Origin of the sequence: Thermococcus kodakarensis KOD1 (genome assembly GCF_000009965.1) — an archaeon.
In the GTDB taxonomy this organism is placed as follows: domain Archaea; phylum Methanobacteriota_B; class Thermococci; order Thermococcales; family Thermococcaceae; genus Thermococcus; species Thermococcus kodakarensis.
Genome location: NC_006624.1, coordinates 309,485 through 331,699, shown reverse-complemented (window position 1 = coordinate 331,699; position 22,215 = coordinate 309,485). Strand labels below are relative to the sequence as shown.

Sequence of the window (22,215 nt, the reverse complement as noted above, 5' to 3'; positions counted from 1 at the left end):
CACCTCTCAAAAGCTTTGATTAGGGCGAAAATACATCTTGACGGTAAACTCGCGGTCAAACGAGAACCAGCCGCGGCCTTTCTTCTTGCGGCGCTTCAGAAACTCCTCAAAGCTGTCGTGCTCGACTGGAATCCTCAGCCGCTCGCCGTCCATTATCGCAACGCGAAGAATGTCGAGATCCTTTGGACTGGCTAGGGCTCCGATTACCGCAATGTGGGCGGCACCCATTATGAGGCTCATTGGCAGCTTGTAGAGGTACTGTGTGCCCGCGACGACGTTCACCGAGAGGGAGCGGCCCTTCCTATAGATTTCCTCCATTGCCTTCCAGGCAAGGTTGTGGCGGCTGGCCTCGCCTGCCGTGCCTATGAGGTCCTGAATCTCGTCGAAGAAGAGCCACACATCAACGCGCTTCCTGCCAGCGATGAGCTTAATCTTCTGCCAGAGCAGGTACATGATTAGGCGCTGCTCCTCGAGGTCTAGCTCGGAGTTATCTGAAAAATCAATGATGTTGATGGCTTTGGTCGTGAGGTAGTCCGTGAAGGGCTTAGGCTCATCATAGATGCCATTTCCGCTTCTAGTGACCTGCTCAGCCTTCGGCTTGAGGACTGAGCCTTTCAGGTAGAGCGGGTCAGCTCTGATCTCGTCGAGGATGCTCTTGAGGCTCTCGTAAGTGCTCTCGCGCATTGAGGGCTCTTCAGCTTTGACTCTCCTCAGAATCTCGTCAGGGTCGTGGATCTTGTACACTTTCCAGTACTTCCTCAGGATCCTGCCGTAGGCCGTGCCCTTTGGGATGTCAAACTTCCGCGCGAGCATCTCAAAGCTGATGTCTCTCAGGTGAATCCTGCCGATTGCAACCTCGACCTTTCCACCACCGTTGTCGAGCTTGATTGCTTCTGGTGCCCTGGTCGGCCTGAAGACTATCCTCCTGGTCGGGAAGCTGTCGGGTTGTAGGCCGTGCCAGGTAAAGACGTCAATTGGATACGGCTTTCTAGTCACGTACGTCTCGGCGAGGATGTAGTTGGGAATGCTCATTGCAAAGTCGCCGGGAAAGCCGAGCTGGCTTTTGAGCTGTGGGTACTTCTCAAGGGTTCCGAAGTATGCCGCGAGGTACGGGTGCACTCTGGTGGCTTCTTCTTTCCCGAGCTCTTCAACGCGCTTGTTCCAAAACGCCTTCAGGCGCTGGAACTTTGAGTAGTCATATTTTCTCTCAAAGATCACAATGAGGACTTCCTGTCCCCTGCTGGTGTAGTACTCCCACAGGGCCTCGGCGAGGGCTTTCATGAAGCTGGTCTTCCCGTAGCCTGTCTTTCCGAGGATGAAGATGTGGTTTGCCTCACCGACCTTGAGCGGCAGGTAGAGCTTCTCTTTCCTGTTCGTGCTCATGAGCCTGCCGAGGTACGGCCCGCTGGCTGGGTTGAAGTGGGGAATGTTCACCTCTGCAGGGGACGCGGCTCGCGTCGAGACTGCCATCTATCCCGAACCTCCTTTTTTGTTCCCGATTTTCTTTGATTACAACAAAAAACTACTATCTCCCGTAAAAGCTCAACTCAGCGAGCTTTATTTTTCCATCAGCCCCCCATACTTCCTTTTACAATTGAGTGAGTTAGAGGCCTGCAAAGTCATGCCTCCTCTTTGCCCTGTACAGGCCATACCCCACCAGCCCGACGATTATCCCGCCGAAGAGGAGCGTTTTCAAGAGAACTGAACCGATTAGCTTCTCTTTTTTCGCCTTCTCTATGTAGCTCTGCTCGCTCTTCTGCGAGGCCCCCTCAAGAAGGGTCTGAATCATCTTCCTGTACTCGTCGTTCTGCTGTTCGAGAAAATCAGCCCTGGCCTTTACGGTGTTGTATTGATTTGTCAGGTTCGCTAACTGTGCCTTGAGCTCGCGATTTTCCCTCGTCAGGTTCAGAATCTTTGCGTTCAGCTCGGCTGTGTTGGGCTGGTTCTTGAGCTTGCTCTGAAGCTCTGAAACCTGCTGCTTGAGCTGTTCGTTTTCTTTCGCGAGCTTGTTGTTCTGAACGGTAAGGTTCGCCAGCTTTTCTCTCAATTCTATATTCTCTTTCCTCAGTTCAGCGGCCTTATCCGGTCCGTTGAAACTCACCGAGAAGGGATCACTCCCCTGAACCTGAATGTATGCCCTGTCGTTGAAGGTCGTAAAAATAACCTCCAGGCCCTCAGCGGTATAGTTCTCACCATTGTGGAGAACCTTCAGTATCTGACGGGCCTGTTTAACAACGAGAACGATCTCGTTCGTCTTGGCGTGTTGGTCAACGAACAGGGTGAGGTCATTGACGTAAACGGCCTGGCCAACTTCGAGGCTCCCGCTCCAGTCGTAGAGAGTCCCTGCTGACGCGAGGCTGGCAGTCAGCAGGAACAGGATAAAGGCGAAAACCAGCCGCTTCATATCACTGTCCCTCCGGGTTGTTTACGATGACCGTCAACTTTTCAGGACTCAGAATCGTGATGTTGGCGATGTAGTACGTCGTGCCCGTGAAGTAGCCAGTCCCAATTATTGTTATGTTGTTGATAGTGACGTTCATCGGCTCCCAATAGATCGTATCCGGGAATATGAAGAAGAACTTGCCCTTGTTGGGGTCGTAGTCGGGCCTAATTGTCAGGTTCAGCTCCTGGATCGTCAGGTTTCCGCCAACGTAAACCAGCTCCTCGTACCTGTGTATGGTGAGTTCCGAAGTTGGGATTGTGGAGTTTGTGCTGTTAGAGGTGTTAAGTGGGATTGTGTAGGTCTCGTTGCCAAAGCCGATTATGATTCCACCGCCACCCCAACCAATGCACCCTGCGGTACTCACAACCGCCGCGAGGACTACTATCATATATAATATATGAATATATGACTTCATACCCATGAACTTCATTCTTCTCACCCCAAGAGGCCCTTCACTGAAACCGCTCCCGTCTTCCGGTTCACCCAAATGAAGCCAGCAAAGAGCTTAGAACCACCAGTATCGAGCTTCAGCTCGAAAACCCAATATTTTTGACCGTTCTTTTCCTTCTCTGTCAGCGTCTTCTTGTCAGGGTAGAGCTTGTAGTTGTACTTCTCCAGCTTCTTGTTGTAGCTGGCTAGATACTGCCGAGCGATCTCGTACGCCTGCTCGGCAGTGATTGGATAGTCCTCAACATAGGCCCCCTGGACTATCGTGAGGTGTCCGTCAGCCCACCGTATTGTGTTGTTGCTGAAGATGAATCCCTCAGTCGGATAACCTAGCTTATACAGTCTTTCTTTTAGTGGGTCGTGCTCGGCGAACGTCGAATAGCTGAAATAAGCCAAAAAAATTAGGCTAACCACTGCGAAGAGTCTCAAAACGACTTTTGAAAAAGATGGGGAAGAGTGGTGGGCGTACATTTCAGCCCACCTCAACTAGAGCTCTGCTCGGTCACAACAACCGGCCAAGTAGCGGTCGCATTGGCCTGGACGATGTACGGGCTGGTCTCGTTGTAGAGCATGGCCTTGTTGCCGCTGATGTCCTCGACCACGAAGTAGAACGCATAGTAGTTGTTCGCCGTGACGTTGCTGATGACAACTGGAAGGCTGGTCGCGTTGACTGCGGTGAAGGTGGTAGTATTGCTCACGGTGCTGCTAGTACCGAGATCAGCATAATAGACGTAGTAGGTCGCTATGGCGTCGTTATCGGTCGCGTTGAAGTCAATGCTGAAAGTTCCAGCCGTACTGTTATAGTTGATGCTAACTGAATTCAGAGTTGGAGCGGCCGTGTCCTTGACAGTTATGCTCTTGACATCGCTTTCGAGGGTCTTTCCAGCGTTGTAGGAAACTTTGATCTTGTAGTAAACCACATCTCCGAACTTAGAGGGGATTTCTGCCTTGTAAGTGCCGTTCTCGGCTGTAGCGTTCAGGGCAGTGTAGGTCGCGTTATTTGGATCGGCGACGTTGAGCGCGTAGAGGATCTGAACGCTGGATATGTTGAAGTGCTCCTCGTTTGCTAACTGGAAGCTCACGAGGACGTGGCCGGTCGCCTGGTCAACTGTAGCCAGAAGGTTGCTGACGGCGAGCTCATAGGTCGTGGTGCTGGTACTGTTGCCACTCAGAGCGTTGGTTATGTCAACGAAGCCGCCTCCGCCGCCGTGATAGGCCCACCAGCCGATGGCGGCGAAGAGTAGTATCAGGCCAACGGTTATGATCTGTCTCTCTTTCTTTCTCATTTCTCAAACACCTCCAAACGACTTAACAAGTTCTGGAATCTGTTTCAGGAAAGAAAAGAAAGTGTCCACGAGGCCAAACTCTTTGAGGAGCGCGAGAGCGCCGAGAGCGTAGAACACCAGGCTCACCTTGCCTTTTGTCAGTACGCCGATGAGGATGAGGATTAGGCCGAGCGCGAGGTATGGGTGGCTTCCTGCAAGGTTGTGGAGCTGATCAATGATGCTGTTCGCGTCCATGTCAATCCCTCCTGTTCTTTGCTGCTAATCCTGCCAGAACGCCAGCTAAGCCGAAGCCCGTGACTCCCTTAATGAATTCCAGGGCCGTTGCTGTTGGATCGCCGGTAATCGCCAGCATGAAGATTCCGCCGAGGATAAGGAATGCCGCCGCGTCCCAAAGTCCCCAACTGTCTAGGTCGCTGATTCTGTACACTGCGAGCCCTATGAGGGCCGAGGGAATGAAGAGCGCCCAAAAGCCACTGAGGCCGAGGAGGTTGCCTGCTGTAACCATGCTGTTCTGGAAGTGGAAAATGCAAAGGAGGTAAGCGATGAGAGCTGCTGCAACCCTGCCGAGCATTGTCAGTCACCTCAGATCAGCCCGGGGATGTGTGGAAGTATTGAAATGAATGCACCTTTTGTGGCGATCGTTGCGGCGGTCCAGAACCAAAGTATCAGCTCATTGTTGCCAGTCTCTGGAGCGAAGATGTATAGGCCGATCAATCCGGAGACGAAAAGATTTGCTGGCCCGACATCGCCGATGTTGAGCGTCATGGTTCCTGTGATTGCCCACATGACCCCTAGCATTCCGAGCGCTGCGAAGAGCAAACTGATGAGGATTGCACCTACTCTGCTCTTCTTTTTGCCTATTGAGCCGTAGATTCCCGCGTAGAGCTTGTTGTAGTAGTCGTTCTTATCTGCGAGCTTATCGAAGAGTTCAACGAGCACTACGAATGCCAGCGGCACCGATGCCATTGCTTCTGTTGTCTGCTGTACTGTTATGCTGTGTTGTCCTGCATACCACAAAAGTAAACCAAGAAAGCCCGAGGCTAGGGCCGTCTTTAAGGCCCATTGCCCGGCCTTCAGTTTTTTTGGTTGTTGTTCCTCCCCCATCTTCAATCACCACCTCAAAGCAGTTTTCTCCAAACCACGAAAGCGCCAACTAACACGAACACTATTGCGAGAAGCGCCCAAAGTGGAATTCCGAGAATCTTCTTACTCAGCATGCTCTTTGCAGTTGTTAGGATGTCAATGTGTGGCTTGTACTCATCGGCAAGCTGACTCAGCTCATCACCCTTCTGTGCGTCAAGTTCGGCCTGTTCGTACTCGCCGTAGAGCGCCTTCTCAGCCGCGCTCATGTAGAAGTCTCCGGCCTGCTCAAGCTTTTTGGCAACGTTTAGCCAGTTGAGGTACTCTTGGACAGCATCGGTCTGTGTAATTTTGTTGAGAGCCTCAATGGCATCCTGGTATGCCTGTATCGCTTTCTCAGCGTAGAGGGAAGCCTTTTCATTGCCCTCGGCGTCTGCCTTCTTCTTGAGATCCTCGGCGGCAGTGATCTTCTCCTGGAGACCGTTAATGAGGCTGGCTGCGATCGCTTTAGTCTGATTGATCTCACTCGCTTCGAGCTTGCCATCGTCAGTAAACTGAACGAGCTGGTCTATCTGATTATCCGCCAACACTGTCCTTGTGTTCGGGATAACAGAGACCTTCGGATTGACAACAAGCCAGAGCGGTATTGTGATATTGTCATCTCTCGTGATCGTGAAGTAAGCCAGTCCATAGACCTTATAGGTTAACGTGCTCAGGTCTTCAGTGTAGTGGGCTGTCAGGAGCTTTTGAGTTGGAGTGTCCGGACTCATCGTGCCGAGGTTTCCAAATATTGAATCTGCAACTGTCCAGCTTAGATCCTTGTACTCTCTCACTGCTACGAACCTGAAGTCGTCATTGAAGGACGGATTAAGAGGCTCAAAATAGCCTGGATTAGGCACAATATAGAACTTGTAGTCTGCTGTTGAACCAATGACATGAACTGGAGTCGCAAAGGTCAGTATAATGAAGTTTGAGAGCGCTCCAGCGTACTTCTCCTGATAAAGCGCCCATTTCGTTGAGGCTTCAGTATTGAGGAACTTAACTGGTAGAGATGCATAGAAACCATCTGCAAGATCGGCGATGTCGTGGGCCATGCTCACGTGCCGCCAGGCGCTGGTGGTGTAAGCAGTATACTTAATGTCATCATTCCTAACGAAGACGTAGCACGTAGAGGTGTTTGAGTCCCACTTATGGTTAGGTTGAGCAGTACAGGATGACTGATCAGTGTACTGCGGGTCGTTCTGCCAGACCTCACGGTAAGCGTCAACCTTAACGAAGATCTCCCACGTTGAAGTGTTCGCGCTGAATATCTGTTCGATCAAGTCTCTAGTGACCTGACCGGTTTGAATAGCGTTCTGCACCTGGTAGACCCAATCGTCCGGAACCTTGAGAATTGTTGAATAAACCACACTTTGGCCGTTTAGGCCCTCGCTACCAGTTCCGTAATCCCAAACGCGCTTCCAGAGCGGGACGCTACTGTTCTCCTTCTGAAGATAGATCTCAACACTGCGAAGGTGTATGACGTTAAATGGTATGTTGCTCTCTTTTGTGTAGAGTTTAGCCTGGACGGGGAAAGCTGAAAAGCCATAGATCTTTGAGGGAGCATAGATCTCAATCCAGAGGTCGCCAGTTGCTCCATCTTCCTTAGTGTCATACCTCACCAGATCAGAGCGGAGCTTCGCGGTAAGCTCTGCAATCCCTTCATATGTCTGCTGGTTAGCGTCGTCTATGACTTTATTGAGTTCATCGTCATCGTTTTTGACGGTAGTTCCATTTGCTTGGCGCTCGTAAGTTATTGTTGCACCACTGTCACTATCTCCACCCCGAGACCCTCCAAACGCTAGTTCTAGCGCTGAATATGTCAAACCTGCGGCTGCCATTCCCATTGCAACGCATGCACCTGTACCGAAACCCATGGTCCCTGCCATGCATGCTCCGCCAACGACAACACCCACTACTGTCGAGACGACCATTTTGCCGGTGTTGCTCGCCCTCTCTTTGACACCATTCCACCAGCTGCCGAAGTCAAACGCTAGGGCTGGCTGTGCATAGATGCTTGTGGTAAAAATGAGGAGTAACAGTAACCCTGACAGGCGCTTTTTTCTATTACAGGTTTTCCTTTCCTGCTCTTCTTCCTCGCCTCCTTTCTGCTCAAAAAGTGAAAAGAAGAGCCTCATTACCTCACCTCCTCCTGGCAAGTCCAACTAAGGCGAGAAGCCCAAGCCCGCCAACACCGAGCCAGAGCCAGGTGTTCCCACTTGAGCCGCCGAAGAGCGTGAACCCTCCAGAATCTCCAATGCTAACGGCAACCTTGTCCTGGAAGACCGTCGCGTTGCCCTGAAGAACCTGCACCTGGAGCTCGTAGGCGTCGTAAGTCAGGTCTTCTGGCACGGCGAAGGCTATGCTAACATCCTTCTCGGTGAGCGGGCCGACCGAAATGCTCTGGTTGATCTCGCTCGGCAGGAAGCCGCCCGAGACCTTGATCGTGTAATACTGCACATCGCTCGACGGGTTCTTGAAGTGGAGGACAATCGTGCCCTCGCCACCCTTCTCGACTGTCAGCTGCTTCGTGGTGAGCGTGATTGCAGGATTCACGGTGACGTCATAGGTCGCGACCTGGCCGTTCCACTGGAGTTCGAGCGTGTACTGGCCCTCACTCGGCACGTTGACGCTGAAGGAGTACGCCTCGTAGGGGCTGAAGGCGTGGGAATCACTCCAAACCTCGTTGCCCTGGCTGTCCTTCAGAACCGCCGTGATGAGGTAACTCTGGCCACTGCTTTCCGAGATGCGAAGCTCATTCTGGCCGACCTGCCATTCAGAGGGCATCTGAACCGAAAACGGGAGCGGCTCGACGGTGTAGGTGACACTCTTTGTCGTCGTGTAGGTCTTGCTCATTATTGCGTCATGACTCTCAAAGCTCAGAGTGAACCCGTGCTGGCCGACCGCGCCCGCCTTGAACTTGATGGAAATCTGTGTCGGGCCTGAAATGTCGCCGAGATAGTACTTGCCCGACTCGGGAGAGACGGCCTGGCCGTCTTTCTGGACTTCGAGGACGTTGGAGAGGCCGCTCAGGCTCAGGTAAGTGTTGTAAGCCGCGTCGGTGCTGATCGGCGAGAGAGTGAAAGTGAGCGTGTAAATCGTGTTCTCGGGAATGCTGATGTCAGACGGGAAGTTTTCAAACTTGAAGGCGGCGCTGTCAGGGTACATCTCGACACTGACAGTCATGTCACCCTGGACGTCTATCGTCTTCGTGACGCTCCAGTACCCGCTTTTCTCGAAAGTGAGTGTATGAGTGCCCTTAGTTAAATCTAAACTTCCACCATCGACCAGCGTGCCGATAACGTTACCGTTCTCCTTCACCGTAACGCCCGTGAGGGGTTGATTACTCAGAGCATCCTTGAGCGAGAGCTGAATATGATACTCAACCTCATAAATCTGTATATTATTAAACTCGACCTTCCCCTGCCAGCCCAAGTTATTACCAATGCCTACAGCCGGAACACCAAAAACTACCTTCTCGATTGACAACGGGTCAATATGCTGCTGAACATTCGTCAGATTATACAATAAGAAACCGTCCTTATATACCAGTAAATCCCACTCCGTGCCCCTCTGCTGAAACTCAATTCTAAAATGTACGTACTTATTCCTAAAGCTCGTCCCTGCATCAATAGAACCACCTATAGTGTCGCTACTCCCATCATACTGAGGATAATTAGCCCCTGAGATTTTCCTAACCTCGATTGAACCCGTATCATACTCAATGAAAGTTAAGCCAACCCCTGAACTCCCTGACATAAAAGACACACCAGATAAAACGTTATTTGCGTACGCCTGATAATCAAACTCGATAGCCTGAAACTCAGTAACATTAAGCCAAGCCCTGACGTACTCAGACCCCGTAGCATCTAAGACCAACCGACCGTCCGATATTGTTACATTAGACGAAGACCCAAAGATATACACCCCGAAATCTCCACTAGACGGAATATAAACAGCCCCAACCGTGCCCGTTGCCAGCGTTCCGAACAGCACCAACAGAGCGAGCAAAACACCGAGTTTCTTCATCTCTTCATCCCTCCACTCCGTAGTCAACACCAATGCCGCCGAGCAAGGCCAGCAGAAGCGCGAGGTTCTCAACAGAGTCCTTGAGCGCGTCGAGAAGAGCTGCACCGTTCGCCTGCCAGAGTGCCGCCAGGAAGCTCAAGAGCATCATGTCATAGAGGAGCACGCGCCAGCTTGATGTAAAGGGCTCGATGATTACTAAAGCCTTGTTTCCCTTGTTCGTGAGCGCCCAATGCATGAGCACGCCGCCAACAGCTCCGACCGCTAGAGCCTCCTTTGTCATCATGGGCCAAGCGATGTAGTACCACGCTCCCGCGAGCACAAAGAAGATGATTAGCTGGATGAGGCTCTTTGTCTTCATACTGCCATCACCTTGCGCGCCTTTTTGAGCTTAGAAACCTCTGCGAGGAGCTGTTGCTTCTTCCTCGTGACTCGCGCGAGCTCCCTCTGCGCTGCCTCAATCTGTCTCCTCAAACGCTCAGCGTACCGATCGAGAGTTTCAATCTCCCGAGAAATCCCATCTAGGTCGTCCATACTACCGCCTCCGGAGGGCTTTGCCAATTTGACGAGAACTGATTTAAGCGGAGGAAGGCCCAAAGGCGCCAGAGAAAAGTCGCAGGAGGAGTTTAAAAGCAAATAAGAACATTTTAAGCTTAAATTAAGCGTAAAAAAGAAGTCAGCCCTCAAGAATTTCCTCCGGCCTTGTGTTACCTAGTTCCAGCCGATAGAGTTTCAGAACCGCCTCTCTGAATACCTGGTTGATGCTCGTTCCCTTGGCCTTGGCAAGGGCTTTTGCCCTTTTCTCAACCTCCGAATCAATATATATTCCACGAACAAACTTAGATTGGGCCATTCCTCCGCTCACCTCCTACATTTTTTCAAATAGATCAGCACGAACACGAGGGCAACCATAACAAGTGTCAGCACGAAAAAGAAAGTCAATGTGAGACAAATCGTGTAGCAACTTGCTTGATAGAGGGCCTTGTCGAGGGCAGGCATGAGGTCAATCACTACCTCATCCTCCTTTCATTTCTTCATGACTTTGCTGTACCGCTCGGCCCATTTCCGAGCCTCCCGCCACTCCATAAAGGCTTCATAGGCAAATGCGGAGAGCACTACTACGAACGCTCCGCCGAAAAACAGCCAGATAAGTTGAATCGGGTTCATTCTCCACCCCCCTTCAGCTTTTCAAAAAGCTCCAACTCGGCCCGCTTCAGAGCGAGCTTGTGAGAAACGAAAGTGCGCGTCCGCTCCACGTCACCCCAAAGCCAAGGAGCGATGATGAACGAGCGTAGGCGCGCAAAGCGACCGTCCAAGAGCTTGAGTTGCCTCTCCAAGTCATTGATGCCTTCTCTGACAAGCTTCCATGGCCTGAAGAGTATGTCATAGAGTATTGAGAGTATCGCTCCGAGCAGGAGAAACCCAAGAAGCCAGCCCCAAACGCTCATTCTCCACCCTCCAGAACCCTCTTTAAATCGTCCACGACTGCAGAATACCACTCGTCGGCCAAAACAGCCTTATTTAGGTAGTGTGTCGCTCCAACGCTCCCGCTCACACGGCCCTGAATAAAGTCTGCAATCTCCGACGGCATGCCTTTCTGAATGAGGAACGTATAATGCCACTTCCTGATACTGTTAGCCGAGACTTTTCCAAAAGCTACGAGATCCTTTGCAGTGTTGTACTTTACCTCCAGGGGTTCGAGTCTCTCGAAAAAGTCTCGCGGCCCGTAAGCCCAAAAGGCCTTCTTCTTGCCTTTGCTTGTTGAAAAAATTGGGTACCGCGCCGCTTTGTCATCAATGAGGTAAAGCTTTGTCGGATCGTAGGTTCTCAGCAATTCAACAGCCTGCTTGAGCCTGATGCCAGAGAACACCAGCAAGAGGAAGAGTGTTTCAGCGGGCTTTCCGCGTTTTTGTACCTCATTGTAAGCTGTCCTCACATCCTCGTTCGTGATGAAGACTTCCCTAACTCCCGTCGCCTTGAGCTTCGCGATGTTCTTGATCTTCTCATAACTGTTGGAGTCGATGATGTCGCGCTCAACGAGGTATTTTGCGAGCCTTCTGAGTGCTTTTGAAACATTCCGCTTGTATCCTTCAGCGCGGAGGGCCTTCTCTAGATCTTCGAGTGTTCTTATCACGTGCCGACCAAACAGCCTGTCGAGCGCTCTAACGTAGTCTTTCCTTGTTTCTTCGCCAACTTCAGCAGAGAGCCATTCTGCAAAATTGGCCCTTTCAGCAGCCCACAATTCATTAAGGGAACGGCCTTCTAAGCCGGAGGTCGCGGGTTCGAATCCCGCCGGGCCCGCCAGCAATACAAACTTCTCCTGCGCGAAGTTTGATCAAGGCTCGTGGTTCCTTCTAAAATTGCTCTTCTAAGAGGATTTTCATGATAAATTAGCCACAATTTAGTGAATCCCCTAAGTTTCGACCTGTAAAAAGGAGTTTCTTCCCCTTGACGCCCTACGGGCGTCTATTACAAAGCAAACTCACACAGATCGGGCAAATTAAAAATAGAATTCACAACCATGACAGTATTCAAAAAGAAAATCCTAATCAAAACAGCCCTCTAATCAAGAACCACAAACTTTGATGAAACTTTGCTGGCAAAGTTTCAGCGCTGGCGGAAGAAAAGTATGCAATTCTAACAAGCTAGCTTTTAAGCGGGTTTACTCGCCAATCTGCCAAACTTACGGGATTTTCTCACCGTATAGTGTCCAAAGGACACTAAAAAAGGAAGTTAAAATCTCAATTAGCGAGGAAATCTTGGAGTTAAACCCGTGCGAGCTTGCCTTCTATAGGAGCATATACTTCCCTAACAGGCAAGCTCGAGGAGAAGGGAACCCTTTTGGTCAAGCTTTTTCCAAAAGCTTGAAGGGCAAAGTTTCATCAAAGAGGGAATGTCCTTTTGAGCATCTTGCTTTTCAATGATTCTCAATGCCCAATTAGCGGTTTTAGAGGGTTTATTCGTAGTATAACGCCCTTCGGGCGTTAAAAAAGGAGAAACACAATCTACAAGGATTCCACGTATCACGAGTTAAAAAGTGGATGAATTCCTTGCAATTGCTCAATTGGAAAGTAGTTTCTCTTACCTTGACACACTTCGGACGTCGATTACAAAGCAAACTCATGGATAACGAGTGAATAAAAATGGGTTTCTCTGGGAAGCTTTTTCCAGAAAGAGGCTCTTTCCCAGTAGGGATGACAGTTCCGATATACACAAAAAATTTAATCCTCCTGGACAAAATGCGGGGGGTGGGAAAATGAAGATCCACTACGAGTGCTTTGCCTGCGCCGCCAACCAGTGCCAGAGGATAGTCGAGATGGGGACCGATGACCTCGAACTCAGAAAGAAGGGCGTGGTCGAGGCGGCCAGGCTGATGGCAACCATCAGTGAAGACTCTATTCCAGCAATCTTCGGGAGCGATGTCTTCCTCGGGGTTTATAGGGTTATAGGCAATGACGACCCGTTTAGAGAGTACAAGGAGCTCTCCAACAGGCTCGCGGAGAGAGTAGTTAGTGATCTTGAAAAGGAGGAGATAGACCTCAGAACGGCCCTAAAGCTCGCCATCATTGGGAACGTGATAGACTTCGCGGTCGGCTACTCTCCAGAGAAAATAGAGGAGGACGTTAGGGAGATGCTCGGGGAGGAGCTCTACATCGACCATTCGGAAGAGCTTTTCAAGGTCCTCAAAAGCGCAAAGACCCTTCTCTATCTAACCGACAACTGCGGGGAGATTTACTTTGACAGGCTGTTCCTGAAAAAGCTTAAGGAGGCCTTCCCGCGCCTTGAAATCTACATAGCGGGTAAGGAAGGTCCAATAATAAACGACGCAACCGTTGAAGATCTACAGAATGCTGGCTTTGAGAAGCTTGGGAGGGTTGTCTCAACGGGCACGAGGATCGTGGGGGTTCCTTTTGATAGAGTTTCGGATGAGTTCAGGGCAATCTTTGAGAAAGTCGACGTGATAATCGCTAAGGGTCAGGGCAACTTTGAAACCCTGAGCGAGATAAACGATGAAAGGGTCTTCTACCTGCTCAAGGCGAAGTGCAGGCCGATAGCGAGGGAGCTGGAGGTCCCGCAGGGAGCTATGGTTTGTCTGCGGGCTAGGTAGGTCTCTTCTCCCACTTCGGGAACTTCCAGTTCTTAGTTATCTTTGTCACGTTCCTCACGAGGGCCTTTTCTTTGGGATGCTTCGACACGAGCTCCTCGAGGAATGAAATCAGCTCGTCGTAGGCGGGCTTGTCTATTGGAAATGGAATCTTATCTTTGCCACCGACAGCGTAGGTGAACTTGAACGGATCAGGTGGATGGGTTACCGGATCCTTCCAGCTCGGATGGACGTCGTAGACGAGCTCAAGAACCAGCGAGAGCGCCCTTAAAGTGCTCGGCCCGAGGCCCTTCAAAAGCAGAAACTCCTCATAGTTGCTGACGCTCAGCTCCCTTGCAAATTCAAGGGCTCTCTTGTTAAGCTCAAACTTTCCAAGGCTCTCGTAGCGCTTTATAACGTCCTTCTCCCACGGCTCCCTCGGCTTGTAGTAGACGAGCGGACGGTAGCCATTCGCTATTGCCTTCAGGCTTTCAAGCTCTCTCTCGATTTTCATGGGACTCTCCTGAACAACGTCGAGGAGCGTCTTCTGGTACTCCTTCGCCTCCCTTGAGACGGTGTTAAGTGCGAACTCCTTCTCCAGACCGGCGATGGCCTTATGGGGGTTGAGGGTGAAGGTTTCGCTGTTGAACCAGTGGAAGCGCCTTGCCATTCTCTCCCTCTTGTTCATTCCCTGCTGGATGACCGCCCAGTTGCCCTCCTCGTCGAGGAGGAAGACGTGGTGATAGAGCTGGTAGCCCGTTTGGAGGGCAACGGTGTCGACCTTGGCCACCAGACGGGAAGTCCTCACGTATGGCTCTGGATCAAGGTCGTAAAGAGAGGCTATCCTCTTCAGCTCCTCCGGTGTTGCCCTGCTTTTCTTCCCCTTCCCCCCAGCCACTTTAACTCCGAGTTCCTCCTTCCAGAGGGCTTCTTTTATCATTCCCGCAGTTACCGTCGTCGAACCGGAGGAGTCCCAGTCCATACCGATGACGTTGTTGAAGGCTTGAAACCACACTGGATCGGAGAGCCTCTCGAGGAGACCTCTTGTTCCGTACTCTTCAACAGCGAGCTTGAGAACTAGCCTTGTTAGCTTCCCCATTCTTCGTGCGAGCCATTGAGGGACGTGCCCGCCGTGGAGGGGCAAATCAGCAACGTTCCTCATCACCTCCGCTTTGTACGTTTGGTGTTTTAACCTTTGCTAGGATGAGCTGAAGTGTTCACCAATGGCCGTAAATTTCCCCATGTTCTCGATGGAAAGCCTTTTATCCCCTCGTTTCGATTCCCGTCTGCAGGTTAAGGTTACGGAGGGTCAGGAATGGGAGTTGAGAAGGTTCCGAAGTACGATATACCCACGAAGAAGGTTGACTACGTTTTTATCGAGCTGGACAAGATGAAGCCCCACGAACAGCTCGTTCAGAAGGAGCTTGAAGCTTTTATTGAGAGCGTCACTGGCTCCGGAATCTTCTGGAAGCCGATGCTCCTCGCGAAGGTTCCCGGTGAGGACATGTACCTCATCGTTGACGGCCACCACCGCTGGGCCGGCCTCCAGAAGCTCGGCGCGAAGAGGGCTCCCTCGGTTATCCTCGACTACTTCAGTGACGACGTCAAGGTGTACACCTGGTACCCTGCCTTCAAGGGCGACCTCAACGAGGTGGTTGAGAGGCTCAAGAAGGAAGGCCTTGAGGTCATCGAGGATCCAGAGGCTGAAGAGAAGGCCGAGAGGGGCGAGATAGCCTTTGCCCTCGTCGGCGAGAAGAGCTTCGCCATTCCTGGTGGCCTTGAGGAGCAGAAGAAAGTCAGCAAGGTTCTCGACGAGATGAGCGTTGAGGGGAAGATAGAGCTCATTTACTACGGCCTCAAAGAGGACGCGAGAGAGGACATGGCCAAAGGTGAGATAGACTACGTATTCATCAGGAAGGCCCCGACGAAGGAGGAAGTCATGGAGCTCGTCAAGCGCGGTGAGGTTTATTCACCGAAGACAACCAGACACGTCCTTCCGTTCAACCCCGACAAGATCGACGTGAAGCTCGAAGAGCTGTTCTGATGTCTCTTTCTTCCATCTTATTAACAGAAAGTCTATAAACCCACACCCTTAGGTATATGCCGTCCGATGATGACGGATCAACCGGCCGAACGGTGACGACATCGGTCTTGTCTGAGGGACACCTACACAGGTACTTACAAAAAAGGGATTTAAAGCCCGCCGCAAAGACTGTGATAGGGGATAGGGATGTTCAGTGTGTTTAAACACAGAGCATTGCTCTCGAATGAGGACGCGTCTTCCCCCGGAGAAAAGTACCACTTCAGGATAGTCCAATCGATTAGGGATATCCCTGAAAAGAGGGCCGTGGTAATAGGCAGGGCGGGCACAGAGGTCCCAAGAAGATGGAAGCTGATACCCGTTAGCTCGGTTAAGGGCTATTTTGGGCCGAGGGAACTGCACAGAATCCTTGAAGGAATAGTCGAGCACCTCAAACACAACCCAGACGTGCCCGTGATAATCGACTGCCTTGAATACCTTACCGTTTACAATGGTTTTGAGAGTGTCCTCAAGTTCCTCCATCTTGTTAGGGATTATGCCATACTAACCAGCGGACGGGTTTATCTGGTAACAGATCCAATGGCATGGGATCCCAAGCAAATGGCCCTCCTCCGCGGGCTAGAAGCCTAAACGAACAAACAAAAACCTGAAAAGAAAATCAGAGCTCACCTTTTTCCTTAAGCATCGCCAGGTAGCTCGTGAACGCTCCTGTTGAGATTGTGTCGCCGAGGCCAACGGTTGAGACAGGGTTCTGAACGAGCCTCGTCGGAATGATGACGAGCTTGTACTCCTTCGTCCTCAGCCTCCTCTTGGCCTCTTCGAAGCGGAGCTTTACGTATTCACCACGCTCGTTGTAAGGAACGTTCATTCCAACGCTTATCTGGTCTGGGGACGCTATGTCGCCAAGAGAAGCCCTCGAAGCGGCGAGAGTTGTTGCAAGCTCAAGGCTCTGTCTGAGCTCCGCCTCGCTCAGCGGGTTGTTGGCGTGGGCGATGTACATGATGTAGTATATCGTGTGTATCTGGAGGAGCTCTAGGTTCATCTCATCGATGAGTATCTTTCCTCCAAGGACCGTGTCCTCAATGCGGTTGTAAGTGAATATCCTCTCCGCAAGCTTGTCGTAGCCCAAAGCGCTGAGGACGTATGCTATCTCTGCCTCGTCCATTCCAACGCTGTCCACGAGCGGGAAGAGATTGTATATTACCTTCTTTCTCAGCTCGCGGTTTTGAATCGATGCGAACTCAAGGTGAACTTTGACGTCCTTCTCGCGCTTGAGCAGGAGTATGTCCTTTTTCGCTTCCCTGAGGTAGTAGTTGGCGTCTTTCCCGTCCGAATAGCGGAGCTTTATACCCTGATAGCCCGACAGAATCGCACCGTCAACGCGCTGGCCGATCTCGGGGAGGAATGGCTTCAGCTCGGGCTCGGTGTATATCCTTATGCTCTCGAAGCGGGCCGAAACAATGAACCTGCCCGAGAAGGGGACGGTTATCGTCTCGTTTCCGAGCCTGAAAGTCGTCCCGGCCCTGAACTCAAAAATTCTGTTTACCTTAACAGGGTCGTTCTCGCGGTAGGCCTCCCACGGGTGCTTAAGAACCAGCTTTCCACCCTCAACGACGGGGTAGAAAAGGTTTGGCTTCTTAACAAACATCTCGGCCTGCCTCTTGGCCAGGTGGGGAGTATAGACGAGAACCTCCCTGAAGTCGAGGTTGGCCAGAAGGTTGGCTATAATTCCCGCCTGGCCGCCCATCCTCTCAACGTCGTACTTGAAGTGAGAATCAAACCATGCCTGGAGCTCCTCGTTTACGAGGGGCACTGCCATCGGTTTTCCTGTCTTAAGTGCGTGAACAAGCCTCGCGACGAAGTCCAGGGGCTCGTTTATCTCCCTCGGATACTCTTCCATCCTTCTCTTCACGGCTTCGGCGCCGAACTCGTCTATCAGCCTCTGGACTGTCTCGCCGTTCAGATAAACTATCGCGTCAACGTTTGTGTTGTAGGCTGTGAACATCGAAAGTCCCCTTGCCTTCTCCAGGAGCTCCCTGACCATGTGTATCACCCTCAGTGACTAACGTTGTTGAAATGGTGGTAGGTCTTAAAAGGATTTCGGGAAGTATGGGGAGAAATGGAAAAGTCAGTACTCCGTGAAAAGCCTTCCCAGCTCTGGAATCTTCTCCATGATGTCCATCTCTCTCAGGGCGAGCCAGAGGGATGCCTGGTTGCTGGTCACAACTGGGACGCCGAGGTCTTCCTCAAGGGCCTCAATTATTTCGAAGGTTCTCCAGTTGGTGCAGCTGATAAAGATTGCATCGGCCTCGTCTATGAAGCTCGCCTTGGCCAGGCGGTATGCCTCGTAGGGCTCAAGCCTGCCGATTTTTAGGTTGTCCTCTATGCCGAGACCTCTGATGTCCAGAACCTCAAACTCGTTGGCCTCCAGGAACTCCTTTTCTCTGGCGTTTATCTCGTCGGTGTAGGGGGTTATGACGAGTATTGACTGCGCATCGAGGATTTTGAGCGCCTCGATCACCGCGGTGCTCGTGCTTATGACTGGAACCTTGACTTCATCCTCTATCTTCGCTTCAAGCTCCTTCTCGTAGTCCTTTCCGCCGATGAACGAGCCGCTCGTGCACCCGTATAGGATGAGCTCAACGTCTGCATCCCTCAACAGCTTCGCGCTCTCCACGGCGAGGGAGCTCATCTTGACGAGCTCCTCTTCCGTGACGTTCCTCAAGGGCATCCTCGATGTGTGAAGTGAAACACCCTCAGGCAGGTAATTATGAAGCTCCATCTCCATCGTCGTGTTGGATGATGGAACTATAAGGCCGAGCCTTCCGCGCCATCCGTACATGTCTTTCACCTTAGGGAGTTCAGAAATGGAGCTATTAAACCTTTGGGATAAAAAGAAATACATAAATCCATACAAGGCACAATCTCTTCCACATTTCTAATCAGCCAATATAGACAGCTTCCAGTCCAAGTACCTTTGCGACTTCAGCTTGCCTTTTATCACTCGTGGCGAGTTTCGCCCTGAGGCTTTTTGCTTGGGCTATGAAAAGGCTGTCGTAAATAGGAATGTCGTATCTCATCGCGATTTCCAACGCTTCCCCCAGGTATTTTCCGCTAGACTCCAGGATTATCACTTCCTCCCTTACGAGCTTCATCATGCCTTCGTAGAGCCCAAAAGCCTGCTCCTCTGTTATCAACCCGTACTTTCTGGCGTACTTCCATATCACGTTCGCAGTCTCAAGGGCCAGCATGTCAACGGCGTGAGGCTCAAGGTCTGGCTCCAAGTAAGGAATCACGTTCTCCCAGCCCTCCTCCTTTAGAAGAAACTTTGAGAATGCTGAGGAGTCAATGACTATCACGGTCATCCCTCACGAGCTTTTGTGCCGTCCCCTTTGGAGCCTCTGGAAGGGTTTGGATGTAGGAAACAACCTCCTGAAGGGCTTTTTTCTTTCTGTACTCTTTGATTTTCTTCTTTATGAACTCCCGAATCTCCTCGCTCCAGTTGATCTCGCCTTTTAACTCGTCCATTTCCCGCTTGACATCTGGCGGGACGCGGACACTAACAACGCTTCCCACGTAATTCACCCAGGGAAAAATTTGTAGTACAAACATATAAACATTTTGTATACACCCCCTCCAATTCGTAGAAAGCGGGCTAAAAGCAACGGCTTTCAAGTGGTTGAAGTATCAGGGATGATTCCAAAATGTTTTAATGTTTTTAGGACGATATCCATTCAGAGAGCAAGGAGGTTTATGGATGGCTGAGGCCGTAGATTACACCTACTTCCTCAAGAAAATAGAGGAGATCGAGAGAGAACTGAAGGAGATAAAGCTTGAACTTCAGAATCCCAAGAAGCTAATCCATTTCATTCCCAGAGTCATTGAGATAAGGGGCGAGTTTGGGGGTTATAAGCTTAGAAAACCCCTCACGCTGAACGTGGAGAGAGAGGCTGGAACCTGGTGTGTCGAGAACAGGGAGCTTGAAGTTTACGGATGCGGCCCCACGCTGAACGATGCCCTTCATGATGCCGAGAAAGTTTTCGAAGCCCTGATCGAGGAATACGTCTTGGAAGACGAAGAAATTCTCGACGAGAGCGCCAAAGAACTGAGAAAAGCTCTCCTTCAGCTCGTGGAGGTTTAGGGACATGAAGGCAAGAGATGTCCAGCGGGCACTGGAAAAGAAGGGCTTCCAGAAAAAGGAGGGTGGGAGGCACACGAAGTACATTCTTTACGTTGAAGGGAAGAAGACCAGGGTAATAACGGTGTTCAGCAGAGGTAGGGATAAGAAAGAGCTCGGGAACGACCTTTTAAGGAGAATAAAGAAACAGCTGCATCTTGAAGAGGATGATATGTTTCAAGACTTCGTGGAGTGTCCATTGACCTATGAGGACTACTTGAGTGTTCTGAGGCAGAAAGGGGTTATATAATCCCCTTGATTTCCAAAGCAAAATCCTCTCAAAGATACTGGAGGATTAACGCTTATAGGTCGCTCTCTTGGCTCTATTTTAGTTAGTGTAGATAACCTTTTTATTCCAATCGACCCCATAAAGGAGTCTCATGAGAGTGAAAAATTTAGGCAAAAACAAATAAGCCCCCCACCCATTTCTCCTTAGGGGAAGAACAATGAAGCTCGACGAAGCTATTATGAAGCGTGCATCCGTGAGGTACTTCAAAGATGACCCAGTAAGCGACGAGGAGATAAGGGCGCTCATAGAGGCCGCGATAAGGGCGCCCACGGCCAGCGGACTCGAGAACTGGCTTTTCGTTGTATTCAAGAGCGAGGAAGTGCGGAAGGAAATCTACGACCTTATCGGAGAGGGCATGGTAGAGTACTACCGCGCAGTGAACTTGCCGGAGGAGAAGATTAAGAAGCTTATGAAGAGAATTTATGAGGAGGGAATGTACCGGGCGCCGGCCTACATCGCGGTCTTCATAGACAGGAGGGTTCGCTTCCTCAAGGGGCGGGAGTTCGACGAGGTCGAGTTCATCTGGAGCGTGGAGAGCGCGGCGATGGCCATCCAGAACCTCATGCTTAAGGCAGTGGAGCTCGGCCTCGGGACGGTGTACATCGGCGTGACGAACTTCAGAGGGATCGAGGAGAAGGTCAGAGAGCTCGCCGGTCTGGATGAGAACTACTACCTCGTGGGCCTCATTCCCGTTGGAAGGCCGAGGGATGAGGTGAAACCGCGGAGAAGAAAGAAGGGCGTGGAAGAGGTTACGCGGATACTCTGAATGAACAAGCAAACTTTTTTATCCTCTTTTTCTTCTACGTCTCCAGGTGAAAGGATGATAGAGTTCGTCATAGCCCTCGGTCTCGTAGGCGGCTGGCTAACAATGACTTCAACGCTCTTCCTGATGCTCGGATTTGGGAAGATGTGGGGGTTAGCTGGTGTTCTGATTCTCGTGGGCTTCATCCTGATCAATCAAAAACTGAAGAGAAAGTACATGCAGACGATAGTTAATGCCACGCCGAGGGCCAAGGAGCTCGCCAGGCACATATTCGAGATGAACGAGCTGATACTGCTCTCATCCTACGTCCTCGGCCTCGTCCTCTATGAGGTCATCCAGAAGTACGTTGAGATAGTGATAAAGGCTCCAGTGGGGTGAGGTTATGTTCAACGTGGTCATAGTTAGGTACGGCGAGATTGGAACGAAGTCCCGGCAGACGAGAAGGTGGTTTGAGAACATACTCATGAACAACATCAGGGAGGCTCTCGTGAGCGAGGGGATCGACTTCAAGAAAGTGGAGGCAAAGCACGGCAGAGTCCTTGTGAGGACAAACAGGGCCAGGGAAGCAACGGAAGTCCTCACGAGGGTCTTTGGAATAGTATCGCTTTCACCGGCGATGGAAGTCGATGCAGAGCTTGAGAAGATTAACAAGACCGCCCTCAAACTCTTCAGGAAGAAAAAGAGGGAGCTCAACCTTGAAAAACCGAAGTTCAGGGTCACCGCGAGGAGGATAACCAAGGAGTTCCCGCTGAAGAGCCCCGAAATCCAGGCCAAGGTAGGTGAGTACATCCTCGAAAACGAGGAGAGCGAGGTCAATCTGCACGAATACGACATCGAGGTCGGCGTTGAGCTGATGGAGGGGAAGGCCTACATCTTCGTTGACAAAATCAGGGCCTGGGGAGGACTCCCGATAGGGACGCAGGGCAAGGTCGTTGCACTGCTCAGCGGCGGTATAGATTCGCCAGTTGCAGCCTTCCTGATGATGAAGCGCGGGGTCGAGGTCATCCCGGTTCACATATACATGGGCGAAAAGACCCTTGAAAAGGTGCGCAAGATATGGAACCAGCTCAAGAAGTACCACTATGGCGGAAAGGCTGAGCTTATTGTCGTAAAACCGCAGAACAGAGAGGAGATGCTAAAGAAGATCAAAGAGCTCGGGAAGGAGAAGTACACCTGCGTACTGTGCAAGTTCATGATGGTTAAGCACGCGGACAGGATAGCGAAGGAGTTCGGGGCGAAGGGAATAGTCATGGGCGACTCGCTCGGACAGGTGGCAAGCCAGACCCTCGAGAACATGTACATCGTCAGCCAGGCGAGCGACCTGCCCATCTACCGTCCGCTCATAGGGCTCGACAAGGAGGAAATAGTCGACATAGCGAAGAAGATAGGCACGTTTGAGCTTTCAACTCTCCCTGAGGACGAGATACCGTTCATCCCCAAGCATCCCGTGATTAGAGGTTCATGGGAAGAGTTCAGGAAGATTTACATGGCGATATTCGGGGAGGAGCCGAGAAAGCGGGATTGCTGAGGAGGGAAGAGC

Annotated in this window: 29 protein-coding genes; 8 read left to right on the top strand and 21 right to left on the bottom strand. The window is 51.2% G+C overall.

Features of this window, described 5'->3' with window-relative positions:
* Positions 1 to 6: 6 nt before the first annotated feature.
* The 16 genes from TK_RS01945 to TK_RS01880 all read right to left on the bottom strand — a co-directional run bounded on the left by TK_RS01945 (position 7) and on the right by TK_RS01880 (position 11,563).
* On the bottom strand, positions 7 to 1,470 hold the full coding sequence (locus TK_RS01945) for a helicase HerA domain-containing protein (RefSeq protein ID WP_011249349.1): 1,464 nt from the start codon (positions 1,468 to 1,470) through the stop codon (positions 7 to 9).
* Positions 1,471 to 1,603: 133 nt separating this feature from the next.
* On the bottom strand, positions 1,604 to 2,404 hold the full coding sequence (locus tag TK_RS01940) for a hypothetical protein (protein ID WP_011249348.1): 801 nt from the start codon (positions 2,402 to 2,404) through the stop codon (positions 1,604 to 1,606).
* Position 2,405: 1 nt separating this feature from the next.
* A complete protein-coding gene (locus TK_RS01935) occupies positions 2,406 to 2,873 on the bottom strand; it encodes a hypothetical protein (protein WP_011249347.1) in 468 nt (155 codons plus the stop codon).
* Positions 2,874 to 2,878: 5 nt separating this feature from the next.
* Positions 2,879 to 3,361 (bottom strand): hypothetical protein, encoded by a 483-nt coding sequence (locus tag TK_RS01930; protein WP_011249346.1) that lies wholly within the window; start codon positions 3,359 to 3,361, stop codon positions 2,879 to 2,881.
* Positions 3,362 to 3,372: 11 nt separating this feature from the next.
* On the bottom strand, positions 3,373 to 4,176 hold the full coding sequence (locus TK_RS01925; protein WP_011249345.1) for a hypothetical protein: 804 nt from the start codon (positions 4,174 to 4,176) through the stop codon (positions 3,373 to 3,375).
* Between the two features lie 3 nt (positions 4,177 to 4,179).
* Positions 4,180 to 4,410 (bottom strand): hypothetical protein, encoded by a 231-nt coding sequence (locus tag TK_RS01920; RefSeq protein WP_011249344.1) that lies wholly within the window; start codon positions 4,408 to 4,410, stop codon positions 4,180 to 4,182.
* 1 nt (position 4,411) lies between these two features.
* Positions 4,412 to 4,747 (bottom strand): hypothetical protein, encoded by a 336-nt coding sequence (locus tag TK_RS01915; RefSeq protein ID WP_011249343.1) that lies wholly within the window; start codon positions 4,745 to 4,747, stop codon positions 4,412 to 4,414.
* An 11-nt stretch (positions 4,748 to 4,758) separates the two neighbouring features.
* Complete coding sequence (locus tag TK_RS01910) at positions 4,759 to 5,142, bottom strand: hypothetical protein (protein ID WP_232500597.1); 384 nt, start codon at positions 5,140 to 5,142, stop codon at positions 4,759 to 4,761.
* Between the two features lie 152 nt (positions 5,143 to 5,294).
* Complete coding sequence (locus TK_RS01905) at positions 5,295 to 7,229, bottom strand: hypothetical protein (RefSeq protein WP_143598659.1); 1,935 nt, start codon at positions 7,227 to 7,229, stop codon at positions 5,295 to 5,297.
* A gap of 208 nt (positions 7,230 to 7,437) precedes the next feature.
* Positions 7,438 to 9,351 (bottom strand): carboxypeptidase-like regulatory domain-containing protein, encoded by a 1,914-nt coding sequence (locus TK_RS01900; protein WP_232500596.1) that lies wholly within the window; start codon positions 9,349 to 9,351, stop codon positions 7,438 to 7,440.
* Positions 9,329 to 9,682: a hypothetical protein gene (locus TK_RS01895; protein WP_011249339.1), complete on the bottom strand. Its 354-nt coding sequence runs from the start codon at positions 9,680 to 9,682 to the stop codon at positions 9,329 to 9,331. The genes TK_RS01900 and TK_RS01895 overlap by 23 nt, the downstream gene beginning before the upstream one ends.
* Positions 9,679 to 9,855 carry a hypothetical protein gene (locus tag TK_RS11980; RefSeq protein WP_158298044.1) on the bottom strand — a complete coding sequence of 59 codons (177 nt, stop codon included), beginning with the start codon at positions 9,853 to 9,855 and terminating at the stop codon, positions 9,679 to 9,681. The genes TK_RS01895 and TK_RS11980 overlap by 4 nt, the downstream gene beginning before the upstream one ends.
* Before the next feature lie 142 nt (positions 9,856 to 9,997).
* The gene (locus TK_RS01890; protein WP_048053656.1) at positions 9,998 to 10,174 is read right to left on the bottom strand and encodes a hypothetical protein; all 177 of its coding nucleotides are present in this window, start codon (positions 10,172 to 10,174) and stop codon (positions 9,998 to 10,000) included.
* Positions 10,175 to 10,347: 173 nt separating this feature from the next.
* The gene (locus TK_RS11975) at positions 10,348 to 10,488 is read right to left on the bottom strand and encodes a hypothetical protein (protein WP_158298043.1); all 141 of its coding nucleotides are present in this window, start codon (positions 10,486 to 10,488) and stop codon (positions 10,348 to 10,350) included.
* A complete protein-coding gene (locus TK_RS01885) occupies positions 10,485 to 10,769 on the bottom strand; it encodes a hypothetical protein (RefSeq protein ID WP_011249337.1) in 285 nt (94 codons plus the stop codon). The genes TK_RS11975 and TK_RS01885 overlap by 4 nt, the downstream gene beginning before the upstream one ends.
* Positions 10,766 to 11,563, bottom strand: a complete 798-nt coding sequence (locus TK_RS01880; RefSeq protein WP_232500595.1) for an integrase — start codon at positions 11,561 to 11,563, stop codon at positions 10,766 to 10,768. Before TK_RS01880 ends, TK_RS01885 begins: the two co-directional genes overlap by 4 nt.
* A gap of 1,014 nt (positions 11,564 to 12,577) precedes the next feature.
* Here TK_RS01880 and TK_RS01875 point away from each other — a divergent pair.
* Positions 12,578 to 13,429 carry a damage-control phosphatase gene (locus TK_RS01875; RefSeq protein WP_011249335.1) on the top strand — a complete coding sequence of 284 codons (852 nt, stop codon included), beginning with the start codon at positions 12,578 to 12,580 and terminating at the stop codon, positions 13,427 to 13,429.
* Here the strand turns inward: TK_RS01875 and TK_RS01870 are convergent.
* On the bottom strand, positions 13,422 to 14,567 hold the full coding sequence (locus TK_RS01870) for a DUF763 domain-containing protein (protein ID WP_011249334.1): 1,146 nt from the start codon (positions 14,565 to 14,567) through the stop codon (positions 13,422 to 13,424). The genes TK_RS01875 and TK_RS01870 overlap by 8 nt on opposite strands.
* Positions 14,568 to 14,720: 153 nt before the next feature.
* Here TK_RS01870 and serK point away from each other — a divergent pair, with 153 nt between their 5' ends.
* Together serK and TK_RS01860 are read left to right on the top strand one after the other, a co-directional pair.
* On the top strand, positions 14,721 to 15,449 hold the full coding sequence (gene serK, locus TK_RS01865; protein WP_011249333.1) for an L-serine kinase SerK: 729 nt from the start codon (positions 14,721 to 14,723) through the stop codon (positions 15,447 to 15,449).
* Between the two features lie 186 nt (positions 15,450 to 15,635).
* Positions 15,636 to 16,076, top strand: coding sequence for a DUF835 domain-containing protein (locus TK_RS01860; RefSeq protein WP_011249332.1), 441 nt, complete (start codon positions 15,636 to 15,638; stop codon positions 16,074 to 16,076).
* Between the two features lie 28 nt (positions 16,077 to 16,104).
* Here TK_RS01860 and pfkC read toward each other — a convergent pair whose 3' ends face one another.
* The 4 genes from pfkC to TK_RS01840 all read right to left on the bottom strand — a co-directional run bounded on the left by pfkC (position 16,105) and on the right by TK_RS01840 (position 19,022).
* Positions 16,105 to 17,490, bottom strand: a complete 1,386-nt coding sequence (gene pfkC, locus TK_RS01855; RefSeq protein ID WP_011249331.1) for an ADP-specific phosphofructokinase — start codon at positions 17,488 to 17,490, stop codon at positions 16,105 to 16,107.
* A gap of 84 nt (positions 17,491 to 17,574) precedes the next feature.
* Positions 17,575 to 18,288, bottom strand: coding sequence for a maleate cis-trans isomerase family protein (locus TK_RS01850; protein WP_011249330.1), 714 nt, complete (start codon positions 18,286 to 18,288; stop codon positions 17,575 to 17,577).
* A 100-nt stretch (positions 18,289 to 18,388) separates the two neighbouring features.
* A complete protein-coding gene (locus tag TK_RS01845) occupies positions 18,389 to 18,811 on the bottom strand; it encodes a type II toxin-antitoxin system VapC family toxin (RefSeq protein ID WP_394295116.1) in 423 nt (140 codons plus the stop codon).
* Positions 18,792 to 19,022, bottom strand: a complete 231-nt coding sequence (locus TK_RS01840) for a type II toxin-antitoxin system VapB family antitoxin (RefSeq protein WP_011249328.1) — start codon at positions 19,020 to 19,022, stop codon at positions 18,792 to 18,794. The genes TK_RS01845 and TK_RS01840 overlap by 20 nt, the downstream gene beginning before the upstream one ends.
* 181 nt (positions 19,023 to 19,203) lie before the next feature.
* On the opposite strand from TK_RS01840, the gene TK_RS01835 reads away from it, so the two are divergent.
* From TK_RS01835 to thiI, 5 genes are all read left to right on the top strand, one after another.
* Complete coding sequence (locus tag TK_RS01835; protein ID WP_011249327.1) at positions 19,204 to 19,587, top strand: hypothetical protein; 384 nt, start codon at positions 19,204 to 19,206, stop codon at positions 19,585 to 19,587.
* Positions 19,588 to 19,591: 4 nt separating this feature from the next.
* Positions 19,592 to 19,873 (top strand): type II toxin-antitoxin system HicA family toxin, encoded by a 282-nt coding sequence (locus TK_RS01830; RefSeq protein WP_011249326.1) that lies wholly within the window; start codon positions 19,592 to 19,594, stop codon positions 19,871 to 19,873.
* A 196-nt stretch (positions 19,874 to 20,069) separates the two neighbouring features.
* Positions 20,070 to 20,678 (top strand): nitroreductase family protein, encoded by a 609-nt coding sequence (locus TK_RS01825; RefSeq protein WP_011249325.1) that lies wholly within the window; start codon positions 20,070 to 20,072, stop codon positions 20,676 to 20,678.
* Between the two features lie 54 nt (positions 20,679 to 20,732).
* Positions 20,733 to 21,053 carry a hypothetical protein gene (locus TK_RS01820; RefSeq protein WP_048053654.1) on the top strand — a complete coding sequence of 107 codons (321 nt, stop codon included), beginning with the start codon at positions 20,733 to 20,735 and terminating at the stop codon, positions 21,051 to 21,053.
* 4 nt (positions 21,054 to 21,057) lie between these two features.
* Complete coding sequence (gene thiI, locus TK_RS01815) at positions 21,058 to 22,203, top strand: tRNA uracil 4-sulfurtransferase ThiI (RefSeq protein ID WP_011249323.1); 1,146 nt, start codon at positions 21,058 to 21,060, stop codon at positions 22,201 to 22,203.
* The last annotated feature ends 12 nt before the right edge of the window (positions 22,204 to 22,215 follow it).

What these genes read in the sequence shown, in the direction of transcription:
- TK_RS11980 (WP_158298044.1), bottom strand. Translation starts at nt 9,855, where the DNA reads ATGGACGACCTAGATGGGATTTCTCGGGAGATTGAAACTCTCGATCGG.
- TK_RS01925 (WP_011249345.1), bottom strand. Translation starts at nt 4,176, where the DNA reads ATGAGAAAGAAAGAGAGACAGATCATAACCGTTGGCCTGATACTACTC.
- TK_RS01825 (WP_011249325.1), top strand. Translation starts at nt 20,070, where the DNA reads ATGAAGCTCGACGAAGCTATTATGAAGCGTGCATCCGTGAGGTACTTC.
- TK_RS01835 (WP_011249327.1), top strand. Translation starts at nt 19,204, where the DNA reads ATGGCTGAGGCCGTAGATTACACCTACTTCCTCAAGAAAATAGAGGAG.
- TK_RS01930 (WP_011249346.1), bottom strand. Translation starts at nt 3,361, where the DNA reads ATGTACGCCCACCACTCTTCCCCATCTTTTTCAAAAGTCGTTTTGAGA.
- serK (WP_011249333.1), top strand. Translation starts at nt 14,721, where the DNA reads ATGGGAGTTGAGAAGGTTCCGAAGTACGATATACCCACGAAGAAGGTT.
- TK_RS01830 (WP_011249326.1), top strand. Translation starts at nt 19,592, where the DNA reads ATGAAGGCAAGAGATGTCCAGCGGGCACTGGAAAAGAAGGGCTTCCAG.
- TK_RS01885 (WP_011249337.1), bottom strand. Translation starts at nt 10,769, where the DNA reads ATGAGCGTTTGGGGCTGGCTTCTTGGGTTTCTCCTGCTCGGAGCGATA.
- thiI (WP_011249323.1), top strand. Translation starts at nt 21,058, where the DNA reads ATGTTCAACGTGGTCATAGTTAGGTACGGCGAGATTGGAACGAAGTCC.
- TK_RS01850 (WP_011249330.1), bottom strand. Translation starts at nt 18,288, where the DNA reads ATGTACGGATGGCGCGGAAGGCTCGGCCTTATAGTTCCATCATCCAAC.
- TK_RS01820 (WP_048053654.1), top strand. Translation starts at nt 20,733, where the DNA reads ATGATAGAGTTCGTCATAGCCCTCGGTCTCGTAGGCGGCTGGCTAACA.
- TK_RS01870 (WP_011249334.1), bottom strand. Translation starts at nt 14,567, where the DNA reads ATGAGGAACGTTGCTGATTTGCCCCTCCACGGCGGGCACGTCCCTCAA.
- TK_RS01915 (WP_011249343.1), bottom strand. Translation starts at nt 4,747, where the DNA reads ATGCTCGGCAGGGTTGCAGCAGCTCTCATCGCTTACCTCCTTTGCATT.
- TK_RS01940 (WP_011249348.1), bottom strand. Translation starts at nt 2,404, where the DNA reads ATGAAGCGGCTGGTTTTCGCCTTTATCCTGTTCCTGCTGACTGCCAGC.
- TK_RS01910 (WP_232500597.1), bottom strand. Translation starts at nt 5,142, where the DNA reads ATGGCATCGGTGCCGCTGGCATTCGTAGTGCTCGTTGAACTCTTCGAT.
- pfkC (WP_011249331.1), bottom strand. Translation starts at nt 17,490, where the DNA reads ATGGTCAGGGAGCTCCTGGAGAAGGCAAGGGGACTTTCGATGTTCACA.
- TK_RS01860 (WP_011249332.1), top strand. Translation starts at nt 15,636, where the DNA reads ATGTTCAGTGTGTTTAAACACAGAGCATTGCTCTCGAATGAGGACGCG.
- TK_RS01905 (WP_143598659.1), bottom strand. Translation starts at nt 7,229, where the DNA reads ATGGTCGTCTCGACAGTAGTGGGTGTTGTCGTTGGCGGAGCATGCATG.
- TK_RS11975 (WP_158298043.1), bottom strand. Translation starts at nt 10,488, where the DNA reads ATGAACCCGATTCAACTTATCTGGCTGTTTTTCGGCGGAGCGTTCGTA.
- TK_RS01945 (WP_011249349.1), bottom strand. Translation starts at nt 1,470, where the DNA reads ATGGCAGTCTCGACGCGAGCCGCGTCCCCTGCAGAGGTGAACATTCCC.
- TK_RS01875 (WP_011249335.1), top strand. Translation starts at nt 12,578, where the DNA reads ATGAAGATCCACTACGAGTGCTTTGCCTGCGCCGCCAACCAGTGCCAG.
- TK_RS01920 (WP_011249344.1), bottom strand. Translation starts at nt 4,410, where the DNA reads ATGGACGCGAACAGCATCATTGATCAGCTCCACAACCTTGCAGGAAGC.
- TK_RS01935 (WP_011249347.1), bottom strand. Translation starts at nt 2,873, where the DNA reads ATGAAGTTCATGGGTATGAAGTCATATATTCATATATTATATATGATA.
- TK_RS01890 (WP_048053656.1), bottom strand. Translation starts at nt 10,174, where the DNA reads ATGGCCCAATCTAAGTTTGTTCGTGGAATATATATTGATTCGGAGGTT.
- TK_RS01895 (WP_011249339.1), bottom strand. Translation starts at nt 9,682, where the DNA reads ATGAAGACAAAGAGCCTCATCCAGCTAATCATCTTCTTTGTGCTCGCG.
- TK_RS01845 (WP_394295116.1), bottom strand. Translation starts at nt 18,811, where the DNA reads ATGACCGTGATAGTCATTGACTCCTCAGCATTCTCAAAGTTTCTTCTA.